Source organism: Sphingomonas trueperi (assembly GCF_040545665.1).
GTDB lineage: Bacteria > Pseudomonadota > Alphaproteobacteria > Sphingomonadales > Sphingomonadaceae > Sphingomonas > Sphingomonas trueperi_B.
In genome coordinates, this window is sequence record NZ_JBEPMH010000006.1 from 99,215 (window position 1) to 115,335 (window position 16,121).

22 protein-coding genes and 1 other RNA gene are annotated in these 16,121 nt (G+C 67.2%); 8 read left to right on the forward strand and 15 right to left on the reverse strand.

The features are described from left to right. Nucleotides 1-36: 36 nt before the first annotated feature. Entirely contained in the window at nucleotides 37-687 is a 651-nt protein-coding gene (locus ABIC65_RS18075; protein ID WP_354310560.1) for a DsbA family oxidoreductase, read from the forward strand. Nucleotides 688-778: 91 nt separating this feature from the next. Next, on the forward strand, nucleotides 779-1,642 hold the full coding sequence (locus ABIC65_RS18080) for a hypothetical protein (RefSeq protein ID WP_354310561.1): 864 nt from the start codon (nucleotides 779-781) through the stop codon (nucleotides 1,640-1,642). Between the two features lie 43 nt (nucleotides 1,643-1,685). On the opposite strand, the gene ABIC65_RS18085 is transcribed toward ABIC65_RS18080, so the two are convergent. Beyond that, nucleotides 1,686-2,051, reverse strand: a complete 366-nt coding sequence (locus ABIC65_RS18085; RefSeq protein WP_354310562.1) for a M67 family metallopeptidase — start codon at nucleotides 2,049-2,051, stop codon at nucleotides 1,686-1,688. A 54-nt stretch (nucleotides 2,052-2,105) separates the two neighbouring features. On the opposite strand from ABIC65_RS18085, the gene ABIC65_RS18090 reads away from it, so the two are divergent. From ABIC65_RS18090 to mtgA, 3 genes are all read left to right on the forward strand, one after another. Then, nucleotides 2,106-3,062: an RluA family pseudouridine synthase gene (locus ABIC65_RS18090; protein ID WP_354310563.1), complete on the forward strand. Its 957-nt coding sequence runs from the start codon at nucleotides 2,106-2,108 to the stop codon at nucleotides 3,060-3,062. Between the two features lie 60 nt (nucleotides 3,063-3,122). Continuing rightward, nucleotides 3,123-4,028 (forward strand): RNA polymerase sigma factor RpoH, encoded by a 906-nt coding sequence (gene rpoH / locus ABIC65_RS18095; RefSeq protein WP_093297535.1) that lies wholly within the window; start codon nucleotides 3,123-3,125, stop codon nucleotides 4,026-4,028. 62 nt (nucleotides 4,029-4,090) lie between these two features. Beyond that, nucleotides 4,091-4,834, forward strand: coding sequence for a monofunctional biosynthetic peptidoglycan transglycosylase (gene mtgA / locus ABIC65_RS18100; RefSeq protein ID WP_436286747.1), 744 nt, complete (start codon nucleotides 4,091-4,093; stop codon nucleotides 4,832-4,834). A 125-nt stretch (nucleotides 4,835-4,959) separates the two neighbouring features. Here mtgA and ABIC65_RS18105 read toward each other — a convergent pair whose 3' ends face one another. The 8 genes from ABIC65_RS18105 to ABIC65_RS18140 all read right to left on the reverse strand — a co-directional run bounded on the left by ABIC65_RS18105 (nucleotide 4,960) and on the right by ABIC65_RS18140 (nucleotide 9,455). Next, nucleotides 4,960-5,220, reverse strand: coding sequence for a hypothetical protein (locus tag ABIC65_RS18105; RefSeq protein WP_354310564.1), 261 nt, complete (start codon nucleotides 5,218-5,220; stop codon nucleotides 4,960-4,962). A gap of 71 nt (nucleotides 5,221-5,291) precedes the next feature. Then, complete coding sequence (locus ABIC65_RS18110) at nucleotides 5,292-5,615, reverse strand: YbaB/EbfC family nucleoid-associated protein (protein ID WP_066720420.1); 324 nt, start codon at nucleotides 5,613-5,615, stop codon at nucleotides 5,292-5,294. Beyond that, entirely contained in the window at nucleotides 5,612-7,270 is a 1,659-nt protein-coding gene (locus ABIC65_RS18115) for a DNA polymerase III subunit gamma/tau (RefSeq protein ID WP_354310565.1), read from the reverse strand. Before ABIC65_RS18115 ends, ABIC65_RS18110 begins: the two co-directional genes overlap by 4 nt. A 74-nt stretch (nucleotides 7,271-7,344) precedes the next feature. Then, nucleotides 7,345-7,442, reverse strand: an RNA gene (gene ffs / locus ABIC65_RS18120) — signal recognition particle sRNA small type. A 56-nt stretch (nucleotides 7,443-7,498) separates the two neighbouring features. Next, nucleotides 7,499-7,627 (reverse strand): hypothetical protein, encoded by a 129-nt coding sequence (locus tag ABIC65_RS18125; protein ID WP_354310566.1) that lies wholly within the window; start codon nucleotides 7,625-7,627, stop codon nucleotides 7,499-7,501. Between the two features lie 80 nt (nucleotides 7,628-7,707). Then, on the reverse strand, nucleotides 7,708-8,358 hold the full coding sequence (locus ABIC65_RS18130; RefSeq protein WP_093297544.1) for a sigma-70 family RNA polymerase sigma factor: 651 nt from the start codon (nucleotides 8,356-8,358) through the stop codon (nucleotides 7,708-7,710). 96 nt (nucleotides 8,359-8,454) lie between these two features. Next, on the reverse strand, nucleotides 8,455-8,592 hold the full coding sequence (locus ABIC65_RS18135; protein ID WP_164521758.1) for a hypothetical protein: 138 nt from the start codon (nucleotides 8,590-8,592) through the stop codon (nucleotides 8,455-8,457). A 65-nt stretch (nucleotides 8,593-8,657) separates the two neighbouring features. Next, nucleotides 8,658-9,455, reverse strand: a complete 798-nt coding sequence (locus ABIC65_RS18140; RefSeq protein ID WP_354310567.1) for a response regulator — start codon at nucleotides 9,453-9,455, stop codon at nucleotides 8,658-8,660. Nucleotides 9,456-9,629: 174 nt separating this feature from the next. Here ABIC65_RS18140 and ABIC65_RS18145 point away from each other — a divergent pair, with 174 nt between their 5' ends. The 3 genes from ABIC65_RS18145 (at nucleotide 9,630) to ABIC65_RS18155 (ending at nucleotide 11,884) form a co-directional block, all read left to right on the forward strand. Next, entirely contained in the window at nucleotides 9,630-9,899 is a 270-nt protein-coding gene (locus ABIC65_RS18145; protein ID WP_354310568.1) for a NepR family anti-sigma factor, read from the forward strand. Between the two features lie 12 nt (nucleotides 9,900-9,911). Continuing rightward, nucleotides 9,912-11,480, forward strand: coding sequence for a sensor histidine kinase (locus tag ABIC65_RS18150; protein WP_354310570.1), 1,569 nt, complete (start codon nucleotides 9,912-9,914; stop codon nucleotides 11,478-11,480). 269 nt (nucleotides 11,481-11,749) lie between these two features. Then, nucleotides 11,750-11,884 (forward strand): entericidin A/B family lipoprotein, encoded by a 135-nt coding sequence (locus ABIC65_RS18155; protein ID WP_121078255.1) that lies wholly within the window; start codon nucleotides 11,750-11,752, stop codon nucleotides 11,882-11,884. Between the two features lie 45 nt (nucleotides 11,885-11,929). On the opposite strand, the gene tatC is transcribed toward ABIC65_RS18155, so the two are convergent. The 6 genes from tatC to nagZ all read right to left on the reverse strand — a co-directional run bounded on the left by tatC (nucleotide 11,930) and on the right by nagZ (nucleotide 16,119). Continuing rightward, the gene (gene tatC, locus ABIC65_RS18160; protein ID WP_354310571.1) at nucleotides 11,930-12,727 is read right to left on the reverse strand and encodes a twin-arginine translocase subunit TatC; all 798 of its coding nucleotides are present in this window, start codon (nucleotides 12,725-12,727) and stop codon (nucleotides 11,930-11,932) included. Further along, nucleotides 12,724-13,185, reverse strand: coding sequence for a twin-arginine translocase subunit TatB (locus ABIC65_RS18165; protein ID WP_354310572.1), 462 nt, complete (start codon nucleotides 13,183-13,185; stop codon nucleotides 12,724-12,726). The genes tatC and ABIC65_RS18165 overlap by 4 nt, the downstream gene beginning before the upstream one ends. A 97-nt stretch (nucleotides 13,186-13,282) precedes the next feature. After that, entirely contained in the window at nucleotides 13,283-13,516 is a 234-nt protein-coding gene (locus tag ABIC65_RS18170; protein ID WP_121078261.1) for a twin-arginine translocase TatA/TatE family subunit, read from the reverse strand. A 106-nt stretch (nucleotides 13,517-13,622) separates the two neighbouring features. Continuing rightward, nucleotides 13,623-14,222, reverse strand: a complete 600-nt coding sequence (gene scpB / locus ABIC65_RS18175; protein WP_354310574.1) for an SMC-Scp complex subunit ScpB — start codon at nucleotides 14,220-14,222, stop codon at nucleotides 13,623-13,625. Beyond that, nucleotides 14,219-14,953 (reverse strand): segregation and condensation protein A, encoded by a 735-nt coding sequence (locus tag ABIC65_RS18180; RefSeq protein WP_354310575.1) that lies wholly within the window; start codon nucleotides 14,951-14,953, stop codon nucleotides 14,219-14,221. The genes scpB and ABIC65_RS18180 overlap by 4 nt, the downstream gene beginning before the upstream one ends. Before the next feature lie 161 nt (nucleotides 14,954-15,114). Then, complete coding sequence (gene nagZ / locus ABIC65_RS18185; RefSeq protein ID WP_354310576.1) at nucleotides 15,115-16,119, reverse strand: beta-N-acetylhexosaminidase; 1,005 nt, start codon at nucleotides 16,117-16,119, stop codon at nucleotides 15,115-15,117. Nucleotides 16,120-16,121: the final 2 nt, after the last annotated feature.

The window sequence follows — 16,121 nt, forward strand, 5'->3', positions numbered from 1 at the left end:
CTAGCGCCGAATGCGACCCTGCAAGGAGCACGCACCATGGCCCGACCCCTGACGATCGATTTCGTGTCCGACGTGGTCTGCCCCTGGTGCGTGATCGGGCTGAAGGGGCTGGAGGAAGCGCTCGCCCGCGCGGGCGACGCGGTGACCGCCGAGATCCGCTTCCATCCCTTCGAGCTCAATCCGGGCATGGCGCCCGAGGGCGAGAACATCGTCGAGCATATCGGCCGCAAATATGGCGCGACGCCCGAGCAATCCGCCGGCACCCGCGCGATGATCCGCGAGCGCGCCGCAGCCCTCGGCTTCACCATGGCGATGGGCGACGAGTCCCGCATCTACAACACCTTCGACGCGCACCGGCTGCTCCATTGGGCCGGGCTGGCGGGAGACCAGCGTGCGCTCAAGATGGCGCTGTTCACCGCCTATTTCACCGAGGGGAAGAATGCCGGCGACCGCGCCGTGCTGATCGCCGCCGCCGAACAGGCCGGGCTCGATCCCGCGGAAGCCGCACGCGTGCTCGACGAGGGGCGTTATGCCGAGGAGGTCCGCGCCGAGGAAGCGCTGTGGCAGTCGCGCGGCATCCAGTCGGTGCCCGCCATCGTCATCGACCAGCGCTATCTGATCTCGGGCGGACAGCCGCCGGAGGCCTTCGAGCAGGCGTTACGCCAGATCGCGGCAGAGGCGCGCTAACACGTACATGCAGGCTTTGTTACGGAATCGAATTGTTTTTGGCGAAAGTCGCATGCTAGCGGGTGCAACCTAGAGTTGAGGGTCGATAACAGTGCTTCAGGCGGCAACAACGGATCCGGAGGCGCTGCCTCCGCACTGGGTCGAGGTCGCCGAGCATCCGGACTTCGGCAGGGCGGCGCGTTGCTTTGCCGCCAACATCCTCGCCGTGGCGGAGTCCGATCGCACGCTGGCCGCGGTGTTCAAGGATGCCGGCCATTACGTCACGGCGATGTCGGCGGCCTATCTCGACACCCGCGGCGGCCTCACGCTCACCCTGCTCCGGCAGATCTGCGCCGCCACCGGGCTGCTGACCGCCAATCGCGCCGCCGCGCTGATCGACTTCATGCAGCATATCGGCGTGCTCGCCCCCGCCGCCGACAACGGCTATCGGACGACACCGGCCTTCCAGCGCGCCTGGTGCCGGCACATCCAGGCGGCGCTGGAACCCGCCGCGATGCTCGATCCGGCGCTGGCCAGCGTTGCGGAAGCGCTGGAAGATCCTGCGCGCTACCAGCACTTCCTCAGCGTCCAGGCGAGCCGGCTTTATGCGCTGGCGAGCGGGCCCGACCCTTTTCCCAGCCTCCGCGCGTCGTTCCTGCATCCACTGGCGGGCTGTGCGATCCTGCACACGCTGGCGCTGACCTGCACCGACGCGGCGTTCGTGCCGATCGAGGGCGCGAGCGTCCCGCTCGCCGAGCTGTCGCGGCGGTTCGGCGTGTCGCAACCCCATGTCCGCCGCCTGCTCAAGCGGGCCGAGGCAAACCGCTTCCTGCTGCATGTCGGCCCCAGCCGGCGCGCCTTCCACCCCGAGGGTTTCCCGACGATCCGCTACCATTATGCCGCGCATCTCAGCGAGATGATCGAGTGCGGGCGGCTGGTGCTGGCGGCGGAGGAAGGCGTACCGGCACTGGCGTAACCCCATCCTCCTCCGCCAGGGGGAGGATATGGCTCTTCCGGACCTAGACGAGGATCAGCGGCTCGTCCGTAAACCGCTCCCACACGCCCGCCTGCCCGGCCCGCCAACAGGTGACGTCCTCGCCGCCCAGAATCACCCACAGCTTGCCGTCCGGCGCCGCCATTGCTGCGTCCGTGCGCGACGGGCTAGCGTCCCCGCTCGGGTGCGAGTGCCAATAGCCGAGTAGCGCCGGCCCGCCCGCCCGCTCCGCCCGCAGCGCGGCGAACAGCGCGGCGGGGTCAATCTCGAAGCGGATCTCGGGTGCATCGGAAACGTTTGCGCACTCCGTGAACTGGTCGATCCCGTCCCCTGCCCCCAGCAACAGCCCGCACGCTTCCCGCGGCGCCGCTGCCGCCGACGCTTTTTTCATACCGGTCAGTATAGATCTTGAAATCGTAACGCCCATGCCCATTTCCGGTAAAACATGAATCAGGGGGTTTCCATCTTAGAAGCGCGGATCGCGGACGAGGCGCATGGCTGGCGGCTCGACCGTGCCTTGACCGATGCGCTGCCGACGCTCTCGCGCGAACGCGTGAAGGCGCTGATCTCCTCCGGCGCGGTCACCGGCCCCGACGGCAACCTCGCCCGCGACCCCGCCCGCAAGGCAACCGGCGGCGCGGTGTTCCAAGTCGTCGTGCCCGATCCCACGCCCGCGCACAACGAGGCGCAGGACATTCCGCTCAACGTGGTGTTCGAGGACGAGCATCTGATCGTGATCGACAAGCCGGCGGGCCTCGTCGTCCATCCGGCGGCGGGCAATCTCGACGGCACGCTGGTCAACGCGCTGCTCCACCACTGCGCCGGCCAGCTTTCGGGCATCGGCGGCGTGGCGCGGCCGGGCATCGTCCACCGGATCGACAAGGACACCTCGGGGCTGATGGTCGCGGCCAAGACCGATCGGGCGCATGTCGGCCTTGCCGCGCAGTTCAAGGCGCACAGCATCGATCGGCGCTACCAGGCGATCGCCGGCGGCCGCGTGCTTGCCGCATCGGGCACGGTGAACGCGCCGCTCGCCCGCTCGCCGAGCAACCGCAAGAAGATCGCGGTGTGCGCGCCGGGTCATGGCAAGCATGCGATCACCCATTGGAAACGATTGAACCAGCTTCGCGATGCGACGTTGATAGAATGCAGGCTGGAGACCGGACGTACCCACCAGGTACGCGTGCACATGGCGTCGATCGGCCACCCGCTGGTGGGTGATCCTCTATATGGAAGTATGCGTTCCACCCACCGCGGACTTCTGGCAACCTTGGGTTTCCAGCGCCAGGCCTTGCATGCGGCACGTCTCGGGTTCATCCACCCGATCAAAAGTAACGCTTTGGCGTTCGATAGCGTAATGCCTGCAGACATGCAGGAACTGTTCAACCAGCTTCTCGTATGAGTGTTGGGCGCCCGAGTCCCCCCGTTTGGACCGGCACCCGTTGGAAAGGGAGAAACGATCATGGCTAGCGGCAGCAACGTCCCCGCGACGATTCCGGCGCTCGGCGGCGAGGCGAGCCTCAATCGCTATCTGGCCGAGATCAAGAAATTTCCGATCCTGAGCCCCGAGCAGGAATACATGCTCGCCAAGCGCTTCCAGGAGCATGGCGACACCGATGCGGCGGCGCAGCTGGTCACCTCGCACCTTCGCCTCGTGGCGAAGATCGCGATGGGCTATCGCGGCTATGGCCTGCCCGTCTCGGAGCTGATCTCCGAAGGCAATATCGGCCTGATGCAGGGCGTGAAGAAATTCGAGCCCGATCGCGGCTTCCGCCTCGCCACCTATGCGATGTGGTGGATCCGTGCCTCGATCCAGGAATTCATCCTGCGCTCGTGGAGCCTGGTGAAGATGGGCACCACCGCCGCGCAGAAGAAGCTGTTCTTCAACCTGCGCCGGATGAAGGCCAAGCTCGACGCGTTCGAGGATGGCGATCTCTCCCCCGAGAACCTCGCCAAGATCGCCACCGATCTGGGCGTGACCGAGGAAGAGGTCACCTCGATGAATCGCCGCATGGCGATGGGCGGGGATACCTCGCTCAACGTGCCGATGCGCGAGGATGGCGAAAGCCAGTGGCAGGATTGGCTGGCCGACGAAGGCCCGCTGCAGGACGAATCGGTCGCCGACGCGCAGGAGGCGGACGTCCGCCACGACATGCTCGTCTCGGCGATGGAAGACCTCAACGAGCGCGAGAAGCACATCCTCACCGAGCGTCGCCTGACCGACGATCCCAAGACGCTCGAGGAGTTGAGCCAGGTCTATGGCGTGTCGCGCGAGCGAGTCCGCCAGATCGAGGTGCGCGCGTTCGAGAAGCTGCAGAAGGCGATGATGCGTCTCGCGGGCGATCGCCGCCTGCTCGCCACCCACTGATCGGGTACGCGGTTCCTGCCAGGTGATTGCAGGAACCGCCCCGGCTGGGGCATGGCGGGTGCGTGAGCAAGAATCGCGCCCGAACCTCCTCCGCCCGCCGTTCCGCCGCCCGCCCGCGCAAGCCCTGGTGGCGCCGGCTGATCGTGCTGGGGGTCCAGTTCGTTCTCGGCTTCGTGCTGCTGTCGCTGTTGATGGTGACGGTCTATCGCTTCGTGCCGCCGCCGATCACCTGGACGATGATCGGCGACGTGTTCGCCGGACACGGCGTCACCAAGGACTGGATGCCGCTTCGCCAGATCGACCCGAGCATGGCGCGCGCGGTGATCGCGGCCGAGGATGCGCGCTTCTGCCAGCATAACGGCTTCGACTTCGCGGCGATCGAGAAGGCCTATCAGCGGAACGCCCAGGGCAATCACAAGATTCGCGGCGGCTCGACGATCAGCCAGCAGACCGCCAAGAACGTGTTCCTGTGGCAGGGCGGCGGCTATTTCCGGAAGGGCCTGGAAGCCTATTTCACGGTGCTGATCGAGAATATCTGGGGCAAGCGGCGGATCATGGAGGTATACCTCAACGTCGCCGAGACCGGCATCGGTACCTATGGCGTCAACGCCGGCGCTATGCGCTACTTCCACCACGATGCGTCGCAGCTCTCGGACCGCGAGGCGGCACTGATCGCCGCGGTGCTGCCGCTGCCCAAGAAGCGCGCGGCGATCGACCCGCGCGGGTTCACCCGCAAGTACGGCAACAAGATCAACGCGCGGATCAACGTGGTGGCGGGCAACGGGCTGGATCGCTGCCTGAAGTGAGCGCCCTATAAATTGTCATCCCGGCGAAAGCCGGGATCCATTCGCCACTCGGAATCAGCATGAGCCGCAGCGGTGAAGCCAATGGATCCCGGCTTCCGCCGGGATGACGGCTGTTTGGTGGAAGCTTACTTCGCCGCGTCCTTCGCAGCGTCGCCAACGTCCTTCGCGGCCGAACCGACGTCCTTGGCCACGCTGGTCACCGCGTCCGTCTTGGCGTTCTCGCGGGCATTCTGGTTGAACAGGTAGAAGCCGCCGATGATCACCGCGATCAGCACCGCGAGCCCGATCAGCGCCATGCCGGCACCGCCGCCGCTGCGGCGCTCGATCACCGTGGTGTGGGTCGCGCGGTCGGTCGCCACGCCATCTTCGACAATACGGTCCGCCATGTCGTCTCTCCTCGATTGTGTCTGGCGACAGCAACCGAGGGGACGACGCTAGGTTCCCGTAAGACCTTGTCTCAGAACGGGAGCTTGAAGCCCGGCGGCAGCGGCAGGCCGCTGGTCATCTTGCTCATCGCTTCCGACGAAGCCGCATCGGCCTTCACCCGCGCATCGTTGAACGCGGCGACCAACAGGTCCTCCAGCATCGCCTTCTCGGCGACGTTGACCAGCGAGTCGTCGATCGCGATGCCGATGATCCGGCCCTTGGCGCTGGCCGTCACCTTGACGAGCCCGCCGCCCGACACGCCCTCGACCTCGACCGAATCGAGGCTCGCCTGCGCCTTGGTGAGTTCGGCCTGCACATTCTGCGCCATGGCCATGATGTCTTCGAGACTCTTCATCCGTCACTCCCGGTCTTGGTCCAGCCGATCAACTCGGCATCAGGAAAAGCGGCAATCGCGGCGGCGACGATCGGCGAGGCGAGCACTGCCTCGCGCTCGGCCGCCTGCCTGGCCGCCTGTTCCTCGCGCAGCGTCATCGCGGTGGCGCCGTCGACGAGGGTAATCTTCCAGTGCACGCCGGTGCTGTCCTTGAGCGCACCGCCCAGCTCGCGCACGAAATCCTGCGGCAGCGGCCGCGCCGCGCCGAAATCGATCTCGCTGCCCTCGAACCGCACCGGCCGCATGTAATCGCGGACGAACATCGCGAGCTGGAGCCGGCGATGCTCCTCCAGATGCTCGGCGAGCTCGGTGAGGTTGGTCGGCAGCACCGGCCCGGTTTCCTGCACGGTCGCAGGTGCAGGCGCGGTCGGCTCTGCGGCCACCGCAGCGGGGGCGCCCGATGGCACCGCGATGCTGCCGCTCAGGATCTGCTTCGCGAGGTCGCCCGGATCGGGCAGCTGCGCGGCGTGGATCACCCGCAGCAGCGCCATCTCGGTCGCCTCGATCGGCAGCGCCGCCTTGGCGACCTCGTCATGCCCGCGCAGCAGCAGCTGCCACAGCCGGTGGAGCGCCGGGAAGGACAGCCGGCTCGCCCAGCCCTCCATCGCCTCGCGCTCCTCGGTCGACTGGCCGGAGAGGCGGTGCGTGCCGAGCTTGACCAGGGTCACGCCGTGGACGGTCTCGAGCAGCGCGCGCAGCACCGCCAGCGGATCGACGCCCAGATCATATTGCGCGCGCAGGCCGGCAAGCGCCTGCTGCGCCTGGCCTTCGACCAATGTGCCGAACAGCGCGCGATTGGCGCCGCGATCGGACAGGCCGAGCATCTGGCGCACGGCTTCCGCCTTCACGCCCTCGCCTTCCAGACCCGCATGCGCGATCGCCTGGTCGAGGATCGAGAGCCCGTCGCGCGCCGAGCCTTCCGCCGCGCGGGCGACCAGCGCCAGCGCCTCGGGCTCCGCCTCGACCCGCTCGGCCTCGCACACCCGCGCGAAATGCTCGGCGAGCAGCTCGGCCGGGATGCGGCGCAGGTCGAAGCGCTGGCAGCGCGACAGCACCGTCACCGGCACCTTGTTCACTTCCGTCGTGGCGAACAGGAACTTCACATGCCCCGGCGGCTCCTCCAGCGTCTTCAACAGCGCGTTGAACGCGTTCTTCGACAGCATGTGGACTTCGTCGATGATGTAGATCTTGTAGCGCGCCGAGACCGCGGCATAGCGCGACGCCTCGATGATCTCGCGGACGTCGTCGACGCCGGTATGGCTGGCGGCGTCCATTTCGATCACGTCGATATGGCGCCCCTCGGCGATCGCGCGGCAGGGCTCGCAGACACCGCAGGGATCGATCGACGGGCCGCCCTGCCCGTCCGGGCCGATACAGTTGAGCGCCTTGGCGATCAGCCGGGCGGTCGAGGTCTTGCCCACCCCGCGCACGCCGGTCAGCAGGAAGGCGTGGGCGAGCCGGTCGCGCCGAATCGCGTTGCCCAGCGTGGTGACCATCGCATCCTGCCCGATCAGCGCGCTGAACGTCTGCGGCCGGTATTTGCGGGCGAGCACGCGATACGCTTCGCCGCGCGCGGGCTGCGGGGGTTCGTCGAGGCCAAGCAGGGAATCGGACATCACGAACCTATCTAGGGACCCGCACTCGATTTGTCGAAGCGGCAGGCACGATCGGTTGTGGATAGCGATGTGAGATGGGTGGGAGCCGGAACGACCCGGGACGAAATCGTTACGGCTGCTTCCTTCCGGACCTGACCGGGTTGGCGACGATCCCGTCCGCCCGACTCCCGCGGCGCATATGGGGGAAGCGCGCGCGGGAGGCAAGTCCCGTCAGGACTTCTCGCGAAGTTAGTGGGTCAGCTCCGCCAGTCGCGCGAGAATGCCGCCCACCAGCGCGCCGATCGCCAGCAGCGCCATCATGGTTGCCACGCAGGGGCCGAACCCGGTCTGATGGTCGTCGAAACGGTCGAGTCGCATAAAAGCCTCCGTATGACAGGAGCTTGTCACGCGGAGGCTTCCATGAATATACGTAGCCTTCCGTAACCGGAAGGCGCGTCTCAGCGCTCCCGGCTGAGATCGTCCACTTCGCCCATGATCGTGTCGAGCGCGGTGCGGCCGTCCTCGTTGAGCGAGGTCGAGCGGCGCGAGGGCAACTGCCCCTCGGACATCAGCGCTTCGAGCGCGACGCGGCCGCGGGCGACGCGGCTCTTGATCGTGCCGACCGCCACCTGGCAGATTTCGGCTGCTTCTTCGTACGCGAAGCCACCGGCGCCGACCAGAATCAGCGCCTCGCGCTGCGGCTGCGGCAGATGAAGCAGGGCGCGCTGCATGTCCGCCAGCTCGACGTGGCGATCCTGGCTCGCCGGGGCCGCCAGCAGGCGATCGGCGACCAGATCGTCCCATTCGCCCTTGAAGCGCGCGCGGCGCATCTGGCTGAGATAGAGGTTGCGCAGGATGATGAAGGTCCAGGCGCGCATGTTGGTGCCGGCCTGGAAGCGCTTGCGCGCGGCCCAGGCCTTGAGCAGGGTTTCCTGCACCAGATCGTCGGCGAGGTCGCGGCTGCCCGACAGCGAGCGACCGAAGGCGCGCAGATGCGGGATGACCTGGGCCAGCTGCGTCTTGAATTCGGGATCCGACAGCGAAACATGTTCCACCGGGGCCGCAGTCGCGCCCGGTTCGTCGTGATCCGTGTGGGTAGCTTCGGTCATGCAATCCCGATCGTTAGCGCGCTGGGCGTCGCGGTTCGTTGTCAAGCTGGGGTCGGACGGCTTGATGTCAAGCATCTCGCTGTGCAGCATTTGCCGTCAAACCAACAAGATAACAGCAAAAATCACAATGACCAGCAGCGTGCCGATGATCAGCACGTAGCGCGTCACTCCGGGGGTCGTGCCGGCGCGGGCGCGATCCGTGGAGAGGTGGGCGGGTTCGTCTTGCTCAGCCATGAAATGCTAAACACCCAAGAACCGTTTTAGGTCCGTACCGGGTGGAACCCGCCCCTATTTTCCGTTCATGCGGGGACGGTTGCCTCGTCGAAGAACAGCGCCTGGCTGATCGTCGCCTTCACCGTTTCGCGCTGGAACGGCTTGGTGATCAGGAAGGTCGGCTCCGGGCGTTCGCCGGTGAGCAGACGCTCGGGGAAGGCGGTGATGAAGATCACCGGCACCGCGAATTCGGCGAGGATGTCCTTCACCGCATCGATGCCCGAGCTGTCGTCGGCCAGCTGGATGTCGGCGAGCACTAGGCCCGGACGATCTTCCATCGCCAGCGCAACCGCTTCGTCGCGGGTGACGGCGACGCCGGTCACGTCATGGCCGAGGTCGCGGACGATCTGCTCGAGATCCATCGCGATCAGCGGCTCGTCCTCGATGATCATCACGCGGGTGCGCGTCTGGCGCTCGATCTCGGCAACCGCCTCGGTCACCAGTTCGCTGACGCGCGCCGGCTGCTCGCCGATCAGATAGGCGGCGTCCTCGGGCGGGAAGCCTTCCACCGTCGTCAGCAGCAGCGCCTGGCGCGACAGCGGGGTGAGCCGGGCGAGCCGCTTTCGCGCGATCGCCTCGGCATCATTGCCCTGCTCGACCGCGTCGATGCTGTCGTCCCACTGGCTCGACTGCCAGATCACCTGGAAGGTGCGGTAGAGTCCGAGCCGCGCATCGACGTCGCGCGGGAACTGATCGGGTGCCTCGACGATCGCTTCGAGGGCGGCGCGGACATAGCGGTCGCCTTCGGCCTGGTTGCCGGTGAGCGCACGGGCATAGCGCCGCAGGAGCGGAAGGTGCGGCGCGAGTTGCTGACCAAGCGACATGAGCTGTGTTTTCTCCATCAGGTTCGGGAGCTTTGTCGCCCCCGACGGGCCGTAATTCAAATTGATTCCGTCACCCGAAGAAGCCCCTCCCCGGATTTCGCATCGGTGGTGGAACAATCGAGGTGCTCTTTGGTTTCATCGTCCGGACCGCGTGGATGGTTACCGCGACGTCGGGTGCTTGCACTCGGCGTCGTTATCACTATTCGCGGTAGCGGTCACATCGTTCATTCGTCCGGGTGTCCGGACATTTTCCGGACCCTTAGGGGGGAATTGGTGCATTCCGCTAAAGATGATCAGGGCAAGCAGCCGCAGCCGGAGAAAGGGAGCGACAAGAAGCCGCGCCCAAATCCCGACGTGGGGGATGTATTGCGCCGTACATATGACGAGACGCTGAACGAGTCGGTGCCGGATGACCTGCTCGACCTGCTGAAGAAGCTCGATTAAACGAATCCACCCATGAATGGCCTGGATTCTCCGCTCCGCGGCCGAGGCTTCTCGGCGGCGCTCGGGCGATTGCCCACGGGCGCAAAGGTTTTCCTGATCCTGGTCGGCGCGCTGCTGCCGCTGGCACTGATTGCGCTGTTCACTACCCTGCAGACCACGCGCAGCGCCGATGACGAGGCGCGCGAGCGGCTGAGCGTCACTGCGCAGGAAAGCGCGGGCAACCTCGAAAACCTGCTGGCGAATCATGTCGCCCAGCTCGGCGAAGCGCTCGCCGCGCTCGAGCGCAATCCCGAGGACGCCCCTAGCTGCACCCGCCTCGCGGGCACCTATGCCGCGCAGGGCCAGGCGCATTTCGTCGTTCTGGACCGGCGGGGACGGACCCTGTGCGGCCGCGCGTTCGACCAGATCCGCATGGCCGACACCCCCCGCAGCGACGTCGCCGCGCGAATCGTGCCCGGTGGCCTGCTGCTGCGGATCAGCGGCAGCGACGGTGCCACCGCCACCGCCTATTATCCCCGCGACCTGCTCGCCGGCCTTGCTCGCCCGAGCGGCTTCGTGCCCGAATATGGCGCGGCGCTGATCGGCCATGGCGACCGGCTGACGCTCCGCGCGCTCAAGGACAACGGCCCGCTCGATCGCGGCAAGAGCCTGCGCAGCAATCTAGGCATCGACGATCTCGCGCTGGAAACCACCATGCCCGGCGCGCCGATCACCTCGCCGCTGGTGATCGCGACGGTGCTGCTGGTGGTGATGTGGATCGCCGCCGCGGCGATCGGCTGGTTCGTCGTCGACATCCTGCTGATCCGCCCCTTGCGCCAGCTGCGCAGCAGCGTCGCCAACTATCAGCCCGGCGACGTGATCGACACCGAGCGACTGGGCCCCATCCCCGCGCAGGAAATCCGCGAGCTGGGCGACACGTTCAGCGACATCAGTCGCACCGTGCAGGCGCACGAGGCCGATCTCGCCAAGGGCCTCGTCCAGCAGACCCGCCTCACCCGCGAGGTGCATCACCGGGTGAAGAACAACCTGCAGGTGATCTCCAGCCTGATCAACTTCCACGCGCGCGCCGCCAAGGGCGAGGAGGCGGCCAACGCCTATGCCTCGATCCAGCGCCGGGTCGATGCGCTCGCCGTGGTCCACCGCCACCATTATGCGGAGATGGAGGAGAATCGCGGGCTGGAGCTGCGCTCGGTGATCGGCGAGCTCGCCGCCAATCTGCGCGCCACCGCCTCCGAACAGGCGCGCGGGATGGGCATCACGCTCGAAGTCGAATCGCTGCTCGTCACGCAGGACGTGGCGATCGCCGTCTCCTTCCTGCTCACCGAGATCATCGAACTTGCGGTCAGCTGCAATTCAGCCGCGCAGATTCGCATCTCGATCAAGGCGCCCGAAGACGCCGATCGCGCGGTGCTGCGCGTTTCCTCGCCGGCGCTGGTCGGCGGTCCGGTCTTCGAGGGGCTGGTCGACAAGCGCTATGGCCGCGTGCTGCTGGGCCTCGCCCGGCAGCTCCGCACCCAGCTCCACCACGACCCGCTGGTCGGTGCCTACGAGACCACGATCGCGATCACCGGACGCTTCTGAAAAAATCGTCCGAAGTGATGGAACCGCGCGACGGGGTCGACGTTCTACACTTCGGATAGCGACCTTTGCCCCCCCGCTCTCGCTGTCCACGACATGGGCCCGGAAGCGTCTACCCTCCCCCCCCCCCGGTGACGCTTCCGGGCCTACTTCCTTCCTGACATCGCTGGATAAATCCTCGCTCGGCGGCTCTGCGCTCGGCTGCAGGAACGTTTCCACGCGCGCCGCATTGAACCCTCGTCCCGGCCAACGGGGAATGAAGGAGATTTTCGATGCGTAAACTCATCACCGCCGCCGCGCTTGCCGGCACGCTGCTGATCGCCGCCTGCAATACGGTGGAAGGTGCAGGCAAGGACGTCGCCTCGGCGGGCGACACCGTCGCCAACGCGGCCGACAAGTCCAAGTAAGGATTTCAGCAAGCCCCTGCCGCATCGCTGCGGCGGGGGCTTCGCTTATTCGGCGGTCTGGGCCTCGGTCTCGCCGTCCGCCGCTTCCGTCTCGGCCGCCGCCGTGCGTTCGCGCCGCCGCCGGGTAAAGTAGATCGCCACCAGCGACAGGAAATACAGCCCGATCAGCGGGCCGGCCAGCAGCAGCTGCGAGCCGACGTCCGGCGGGGTCAGCACCGCGGCGATCGCCACCGAGGCGACGATGGCATAGCGCCACGCGCCCTTGAGCTGCTCATAGGTGACGATGCCGGCATGTTCGAGCAGCATCAGCAGCACCGGCAGCAGGAACGAGATCCCGAAGCCGAAGATGAACTGCATGATGAACTTGAGGTAGTTGTTCACGTCCGGCAGCGCGGTCTGCTCCACCCCGCCGAGATTGCCTTGGAAGCCCAGCAGGAACTTCAGCGCCACCGGGATGGCGACGAAATAGGCCATCGAGGCGCCGGCGATGAACAGGACAGGCGTGGCGAGCAGGAAGGGCAGCAGCGCCTGCTTCTCGCGGCGATAGAGGCCGGGTGCTACGAACTGCCACAGCTGGTTGGCGATGATCGGGAAGGCGATCATCAGCCCGGCGAAGAAGGCCACCTTCACCTCGACGAGGAAGCCGCCGAAGATATCGGTGTTGATGATCCTCGCCTGCCCCGCCGTCTTGAGCGGCGCGACGAGGAAGGAGAGGATGCCGCGCGCGAAATAGAGGCAGCCGCCGAACGCCACCAGCAGCGACAGGATCGACCAGACCAGCCGCTTGCGCAGCTCGATCAGGTGTTCGAGCAGCGGGGCCTGGGTGTCGTCGATCTCGCTCACGGCTTCACTTCGCTGGCGGGGGGAACGGGCTTGGCGTCGTTCGCGGCCGGCTTGGGCGCCGCAACCTCGACCGGCGCCGGATCGGCATGGATCTCCGGCTGCGGCGTCATCACCGGGGCATCGCCGTCCTGCGCGACATGGTCGTGCGGGGCAGGATCGTGCGAGACCGAGTCGTGCGCGACATGCTCGATCGCGGGCGTTTCAGGCGCGGCGAGCGGTTGCGGCGGATATTGCCGCATGATCCGCTCGTTTTCCGCCGCCCATTGCTTCTCCAGCTCGGCCAGTTCGGCCTCGCGGACCATCGAATCGATGCCCGAACGGAACTGCCGCCCCACCGCGCGCGCCTTGCCGACCCATTTGCCGACGAAATGCATCGCCCGCGGCAGGTCCTTCGGCCCGATGAAAATGAGGGCGGCGATGGCCACGACCAAAAACTCGCCGGAATCGATATTGAACATTCTGTCGGCGCATCCACTCGCACGGCATGCGCCGGTTGCCCGGCGCGCTGCGATCAAATTCCGGGCCGCCGAGCTTCACCGGTGGCCCGGGAAAGGCTCAGCGATGCTCCTCGCGAGCGCGCTCGGCTTCCGGCGTATAGCCCGGCTCGGGGGCCGGCTTGCCTTCGATCCGGGTCGGCGGCGTCTGGGTGTCGTCCTCGGCCATGCCCTTCTTGAAGTTCTTGATGCCCTTCGCAACGTCGCCCATCATGTGGGAGAAACGGCCGCCGCCCAGCAGCAGGATGGCGATGATGCCGACGACCAGCCAGTGCATCAGGCTGAAGCTACCCATGAGAATTCTCCTTGATATCCCGACCTATCTAAGGCCCGCGGCTCCCCACGGCAACGGCTGATCACCCTGTACCATGGTTGTACCGGCCGAATCCGGGATGATCCGCCTATTCCTCGTCCGTTACAGTTTCGCTTTCCGCCGCCGCCTCGGCCGCATCGAGCTGTTCCAGCGCGAGATCGACGGGATCGAGCAGCCCCGCCGCCTTGAGGTCCTCGATCCCCGGCAGGTCACGCCGTCTGGCCAGCCCGAAATGGCTGAGGAACCCGGCCGTGGTGGCATACATCAGCGGCCGCCCCGGCACTTCGCGGCGCCCGGCGGGGCGCACCCAGCCCGCCTCCATCAGCACGTCGATGGTGCCCTTGGAGATCTGCACGCCGCGGATCGCCTCGATCTCGGCGCGTGTCACCGGCTCGTGATAGGCGATGATCGCCAGCGTCTCGATGCCCGCGCGGCTGAGCTTGCGGCTGTCCTCCCGGTCGCGGCGGAGCAGATGGGCGAGATCGGCGGCGGTCTGGAAGTGCCAGCGATCGCCGCGGCGGACCAGTTCGATGCCGCGCCCCGCGTAGAAGTCGCCGAGCGCCGCCAGCGCCGCGCGGATGTCGACCTCGGGCCCCACATAGGCGCGGATCTCGTCGACGCTCATCGGCGCTTCGGACGCGAACAGCACCGCCTCGACCGCGCGGATCGGATCGCCGGCGTCGATCATTGCGGGATCGCCTTGAGGTAGAGCGGCGCGAACGGCGCGTCCTGCCGGATCTCCAGCCGCCCCTGCCGCGCCAGCTCCAGCGCAGCGACGAAGGACGAGGCGAGCGCCGAGCGGCGGTACAGGTCACTCGCGCCTTCGGGAAGGAAGCTTTCGATCACCGACCAGTCGATCCGCGTGCCGAGCTGGGTGGAGAGCCGCTCCAGCGCCGCCTCCAGCGTCATCACGTCGCGGTGGGCGACGACGTGCATCACCGGCCGCGTGCGCGCGCTGATCCGGCCATAGGCGGCGATCAGGTCGTAGATCTCGACTTCCCACTTGGCCTGGCGCTGGACGCGCAGGCCTTCGGGGGCGCCGCGCGGGAAGACGTCGCGCCCCATCCGGTCGCGCGCGACCAGCCGGGCGCCGGCCTCGCGCATCGCGCTCAGCCGTTCGAGCCGGAGCTGCAGGCGCAGCGCCAGTTCCTCGGGGCTCGGGCTCTCGGCAGGGTTGCGGGGGAGCAGCAGCGCGGACTTGAGATAGGCGAGCCACGCCGCCATCACGAGATAGTCCGCCGCCAGCTCCAGCCGCAATTCCCGCGCGGCATGGACATAGGCGAGATACTGCTCGACCAGCTCGAGGATCGAGATCTGGCGCAGATCCACCTTCTGCGTGCGGGCGAGCGCGAGCAACAGGTCGAGCGGGCCTTCCCAGCCCTCGACCTCGATCTTCAGAATGTCGTCGCCCCCGTCCACCGGGTGGTCATAGGAGGGGGGAGCCCCCCAGGCAATTCCGCACTACTAAACCCCTCCTCCTGGGAGGAGGGGTTAGGGGTGGAGGGATTCCAGAAGGTCAGTTGGTCTCGGTGAGACACTGCCCCACCCCAACCCCTCCCCTGAAGGGGAGGGGCTAAGGCCTAGCTCACCCCCAGCAGCGCATCCCGCTTGGCCAGCAGTTCGGCGAGCGGCACGTCCTCGGCCTCGCCTACCGAGCCCATCGCCCGCGCCAGCCGCTCGACGCACACCGCCGGCGCGTCACCGATCCGCCCGGCAATCTCCACCATCTCCGGCATCCGCGCCCAGCAATCGAGCACCACGTCGCAGCCCGCCGCCAGCGCGCGCTCGGCCTTTTCGCCTGCGGTGCCGGAGAGCGCCTTCATGTCGATATCGTCGGTGAAGAGCAGCCCGTCGAAGCCGATCTTTCCCCGGATCACGTCACGGATCACCGTCGGCGAGAGCGTGGCGGGCAGTTCGGGGTCCCACGCCTCGAACACGATATGCGCGGTCATCCCCATCGGCGCGGAGGCCAGACGCTGGAACGGCAGCAAATCCGCCTCCAGTTCCTCGGCGCTCGCCTTGACCCGCGGCAGTTCGAGATGGCTGTCGACCATCGCCCGGCCATGCCCCGGCATGTGCTTGATCACACCGACCACGCCGCCCCGATGCAGCCCGTCGAGCAGCGCACGCCCGAGTGCAGCCACCCGCATCGGATCGCGACCGAAGGCACGGTCACCGATCGCGGGCGTGCCGCCCTCGACCGCGACGTCGAGCAATGGTGCGCAGTCCACCGTCACCCCCGCCTCGCGCAGGATCGCGGCGAGCGACTGCCCGTTCGCCCGCGCCGCCTCGATCGCCGAGATCGGCGCGCGCTCGTACAGCGCATCGAACGCCGCGCCGGTCGGGAAGGCCGGCCACACCGGCGGCTGCATCCGCGCGACGCGGCCACCTTCCTGGTCGATCAGGATCGGCAGGTCGTCGCGCCCGTGCAAGCTCCGCAGATCGTCGGTCAGCGCGCGCATCTGGACGGGATCCACGCAGTTGCGCTTGAACAGGATGTAGCCGAGCGGCGCCGCCTCGCGGAAAAAGGCGCGTTCGTCGTCGGTAAGCGTCGGGCCGGAAAGGCCGAAGATCACGGGCTTCATGG

What these genes read in the sequence shown, in the direction of transcription:
- ABIC65_RS18165 (WP_354310572.1), bottom strand. Translation starts at nt 13,185, where the DNA reads ATGTTCAATATCGATTCCGGCGAGTTTTTGGTCGTGGCCATCGCCGCC.
- ABIC65_RS18085 (WP_354310562.1), bottom strand. Translation starts at nt 2,051, where the DNA reads ATGAAAAAAGCGTCGGCGGCAGCGGCGCCGCGGGAAGCGTGCGGGCTG.
- scpB (WP_354310574.1), bottom strand. Translation starts at nt 14,222, where the DNA reads ATGATCGACGCCGGCGATCCGATCCGCGCGGTCGAGGCGGTGCTGTTC.
- ABIC65_RS18115 (WP_354310565.1), bottom strand. Translation starts at nt 7,270, where the DNA reads ATGTCCGATTCCCTGCTTGGCCTCGACGAACCCCCGCAGCCCGCGCGC.
- ABIC65_RS18110 (WP_066720420.1), bottom strand. Translation starts at nt 5,615, where the DNA reads ATGAAGAGTCTCGAAGACATCATGGCCATGGCGCAGAATGTGCAGGCC.
- ABIC65_RS18130 (WP_093297544.1), bottom strand. Translation starts at nt 8,358, where the DNA reads ATGACCGAAGCTACCCACACGGATCACGACGAACCGGGCGCGACTGCG.
- ABIC65_RS18075 (WP_354310560.1), top strand. Translation starts at nt 37, where the DNA reads ATGGCCCGACCCCTGACGATCGATTTCGTGTCCGACGTGGTCTGCCCC.
- ABIC65_RS18140 (WP_354310567.1), bottom strand. Translation starts at nt 9,455, where the DNA reads ATGTCGCTTGGTCAGCAACTCGCGCCGCACCTTCCGCTCCTGCGGCGC.
- rpoH (WP_093297535.1), top strand. Translation starts at nt 3,123, where the DNA reads ATGGCTAGCGGCAGCAACGTCCCCGCGACGATTCCGGCGCTCGGCGGC.
- ABIC65_RS18125 (WP_354310566.1), bottom strand. Translation starts at nt 7,627, where the DNA reads ATGCGACTCGACCGTTTCGACGACCATCAGACCGGGTTCGGCCCCTGC.
- nagZ (WP_354310576.1), bottom strand. Translation starts at nt 16,119, where the DNA reads ATGAAGCCCGTGATCTTCGGCCTTTCCGGCCCGACGCTTACCGACGAC.
- ABIC65_RS18135 (WP_164521758.1), bottom strand. Translation starts at nt 8,592, where the DNA reads ATGGCTGAGCAAGACGAACCCGCCCACCTCTCCACGGATCGCGCCCGC.
- ABIC65_RS18090 (WP_354310563.1), top strand. Translation starts at nt 2,106, where the DNA reads ATGAATCAGGGGGTTTCCATCTTAGAAGCGCGGATCGCGGACGAGGCG.
- ABIC65_RS18105 (WP_354310564.1), bottom strand. Translation starts at nt 5,220, where the DNA reads ATGGCGGACCGTATTGTCGAAGATGGCGTGGCGACCGACCGCGCGACC.
- ABIC65_RS18170 (WP_121078261.1), bottom strand. Translation starts at nt 13,516, where the DNA reads ATGGGTAGCTTCAGCCTGATGCACTGGCTGGTCGTCGGCATCATCGCC.
- ABIC65_RS18155 (WP_121078255.1), top strand. Translation starts at nt 11,750, where the DNA reads ATGCGTAAACTCATCACCGCCGCCGCGCTTGCCGGCACGCTGCTGATC.
- ABIC65_RS18150 (WP_354310570.1), top strand. Translation starts at nt 9,912, where the DNA reads ATGAATGGCCTGGATTCTCCGCTCCGCGGCCGAGGCTTCTCGGCGGCG.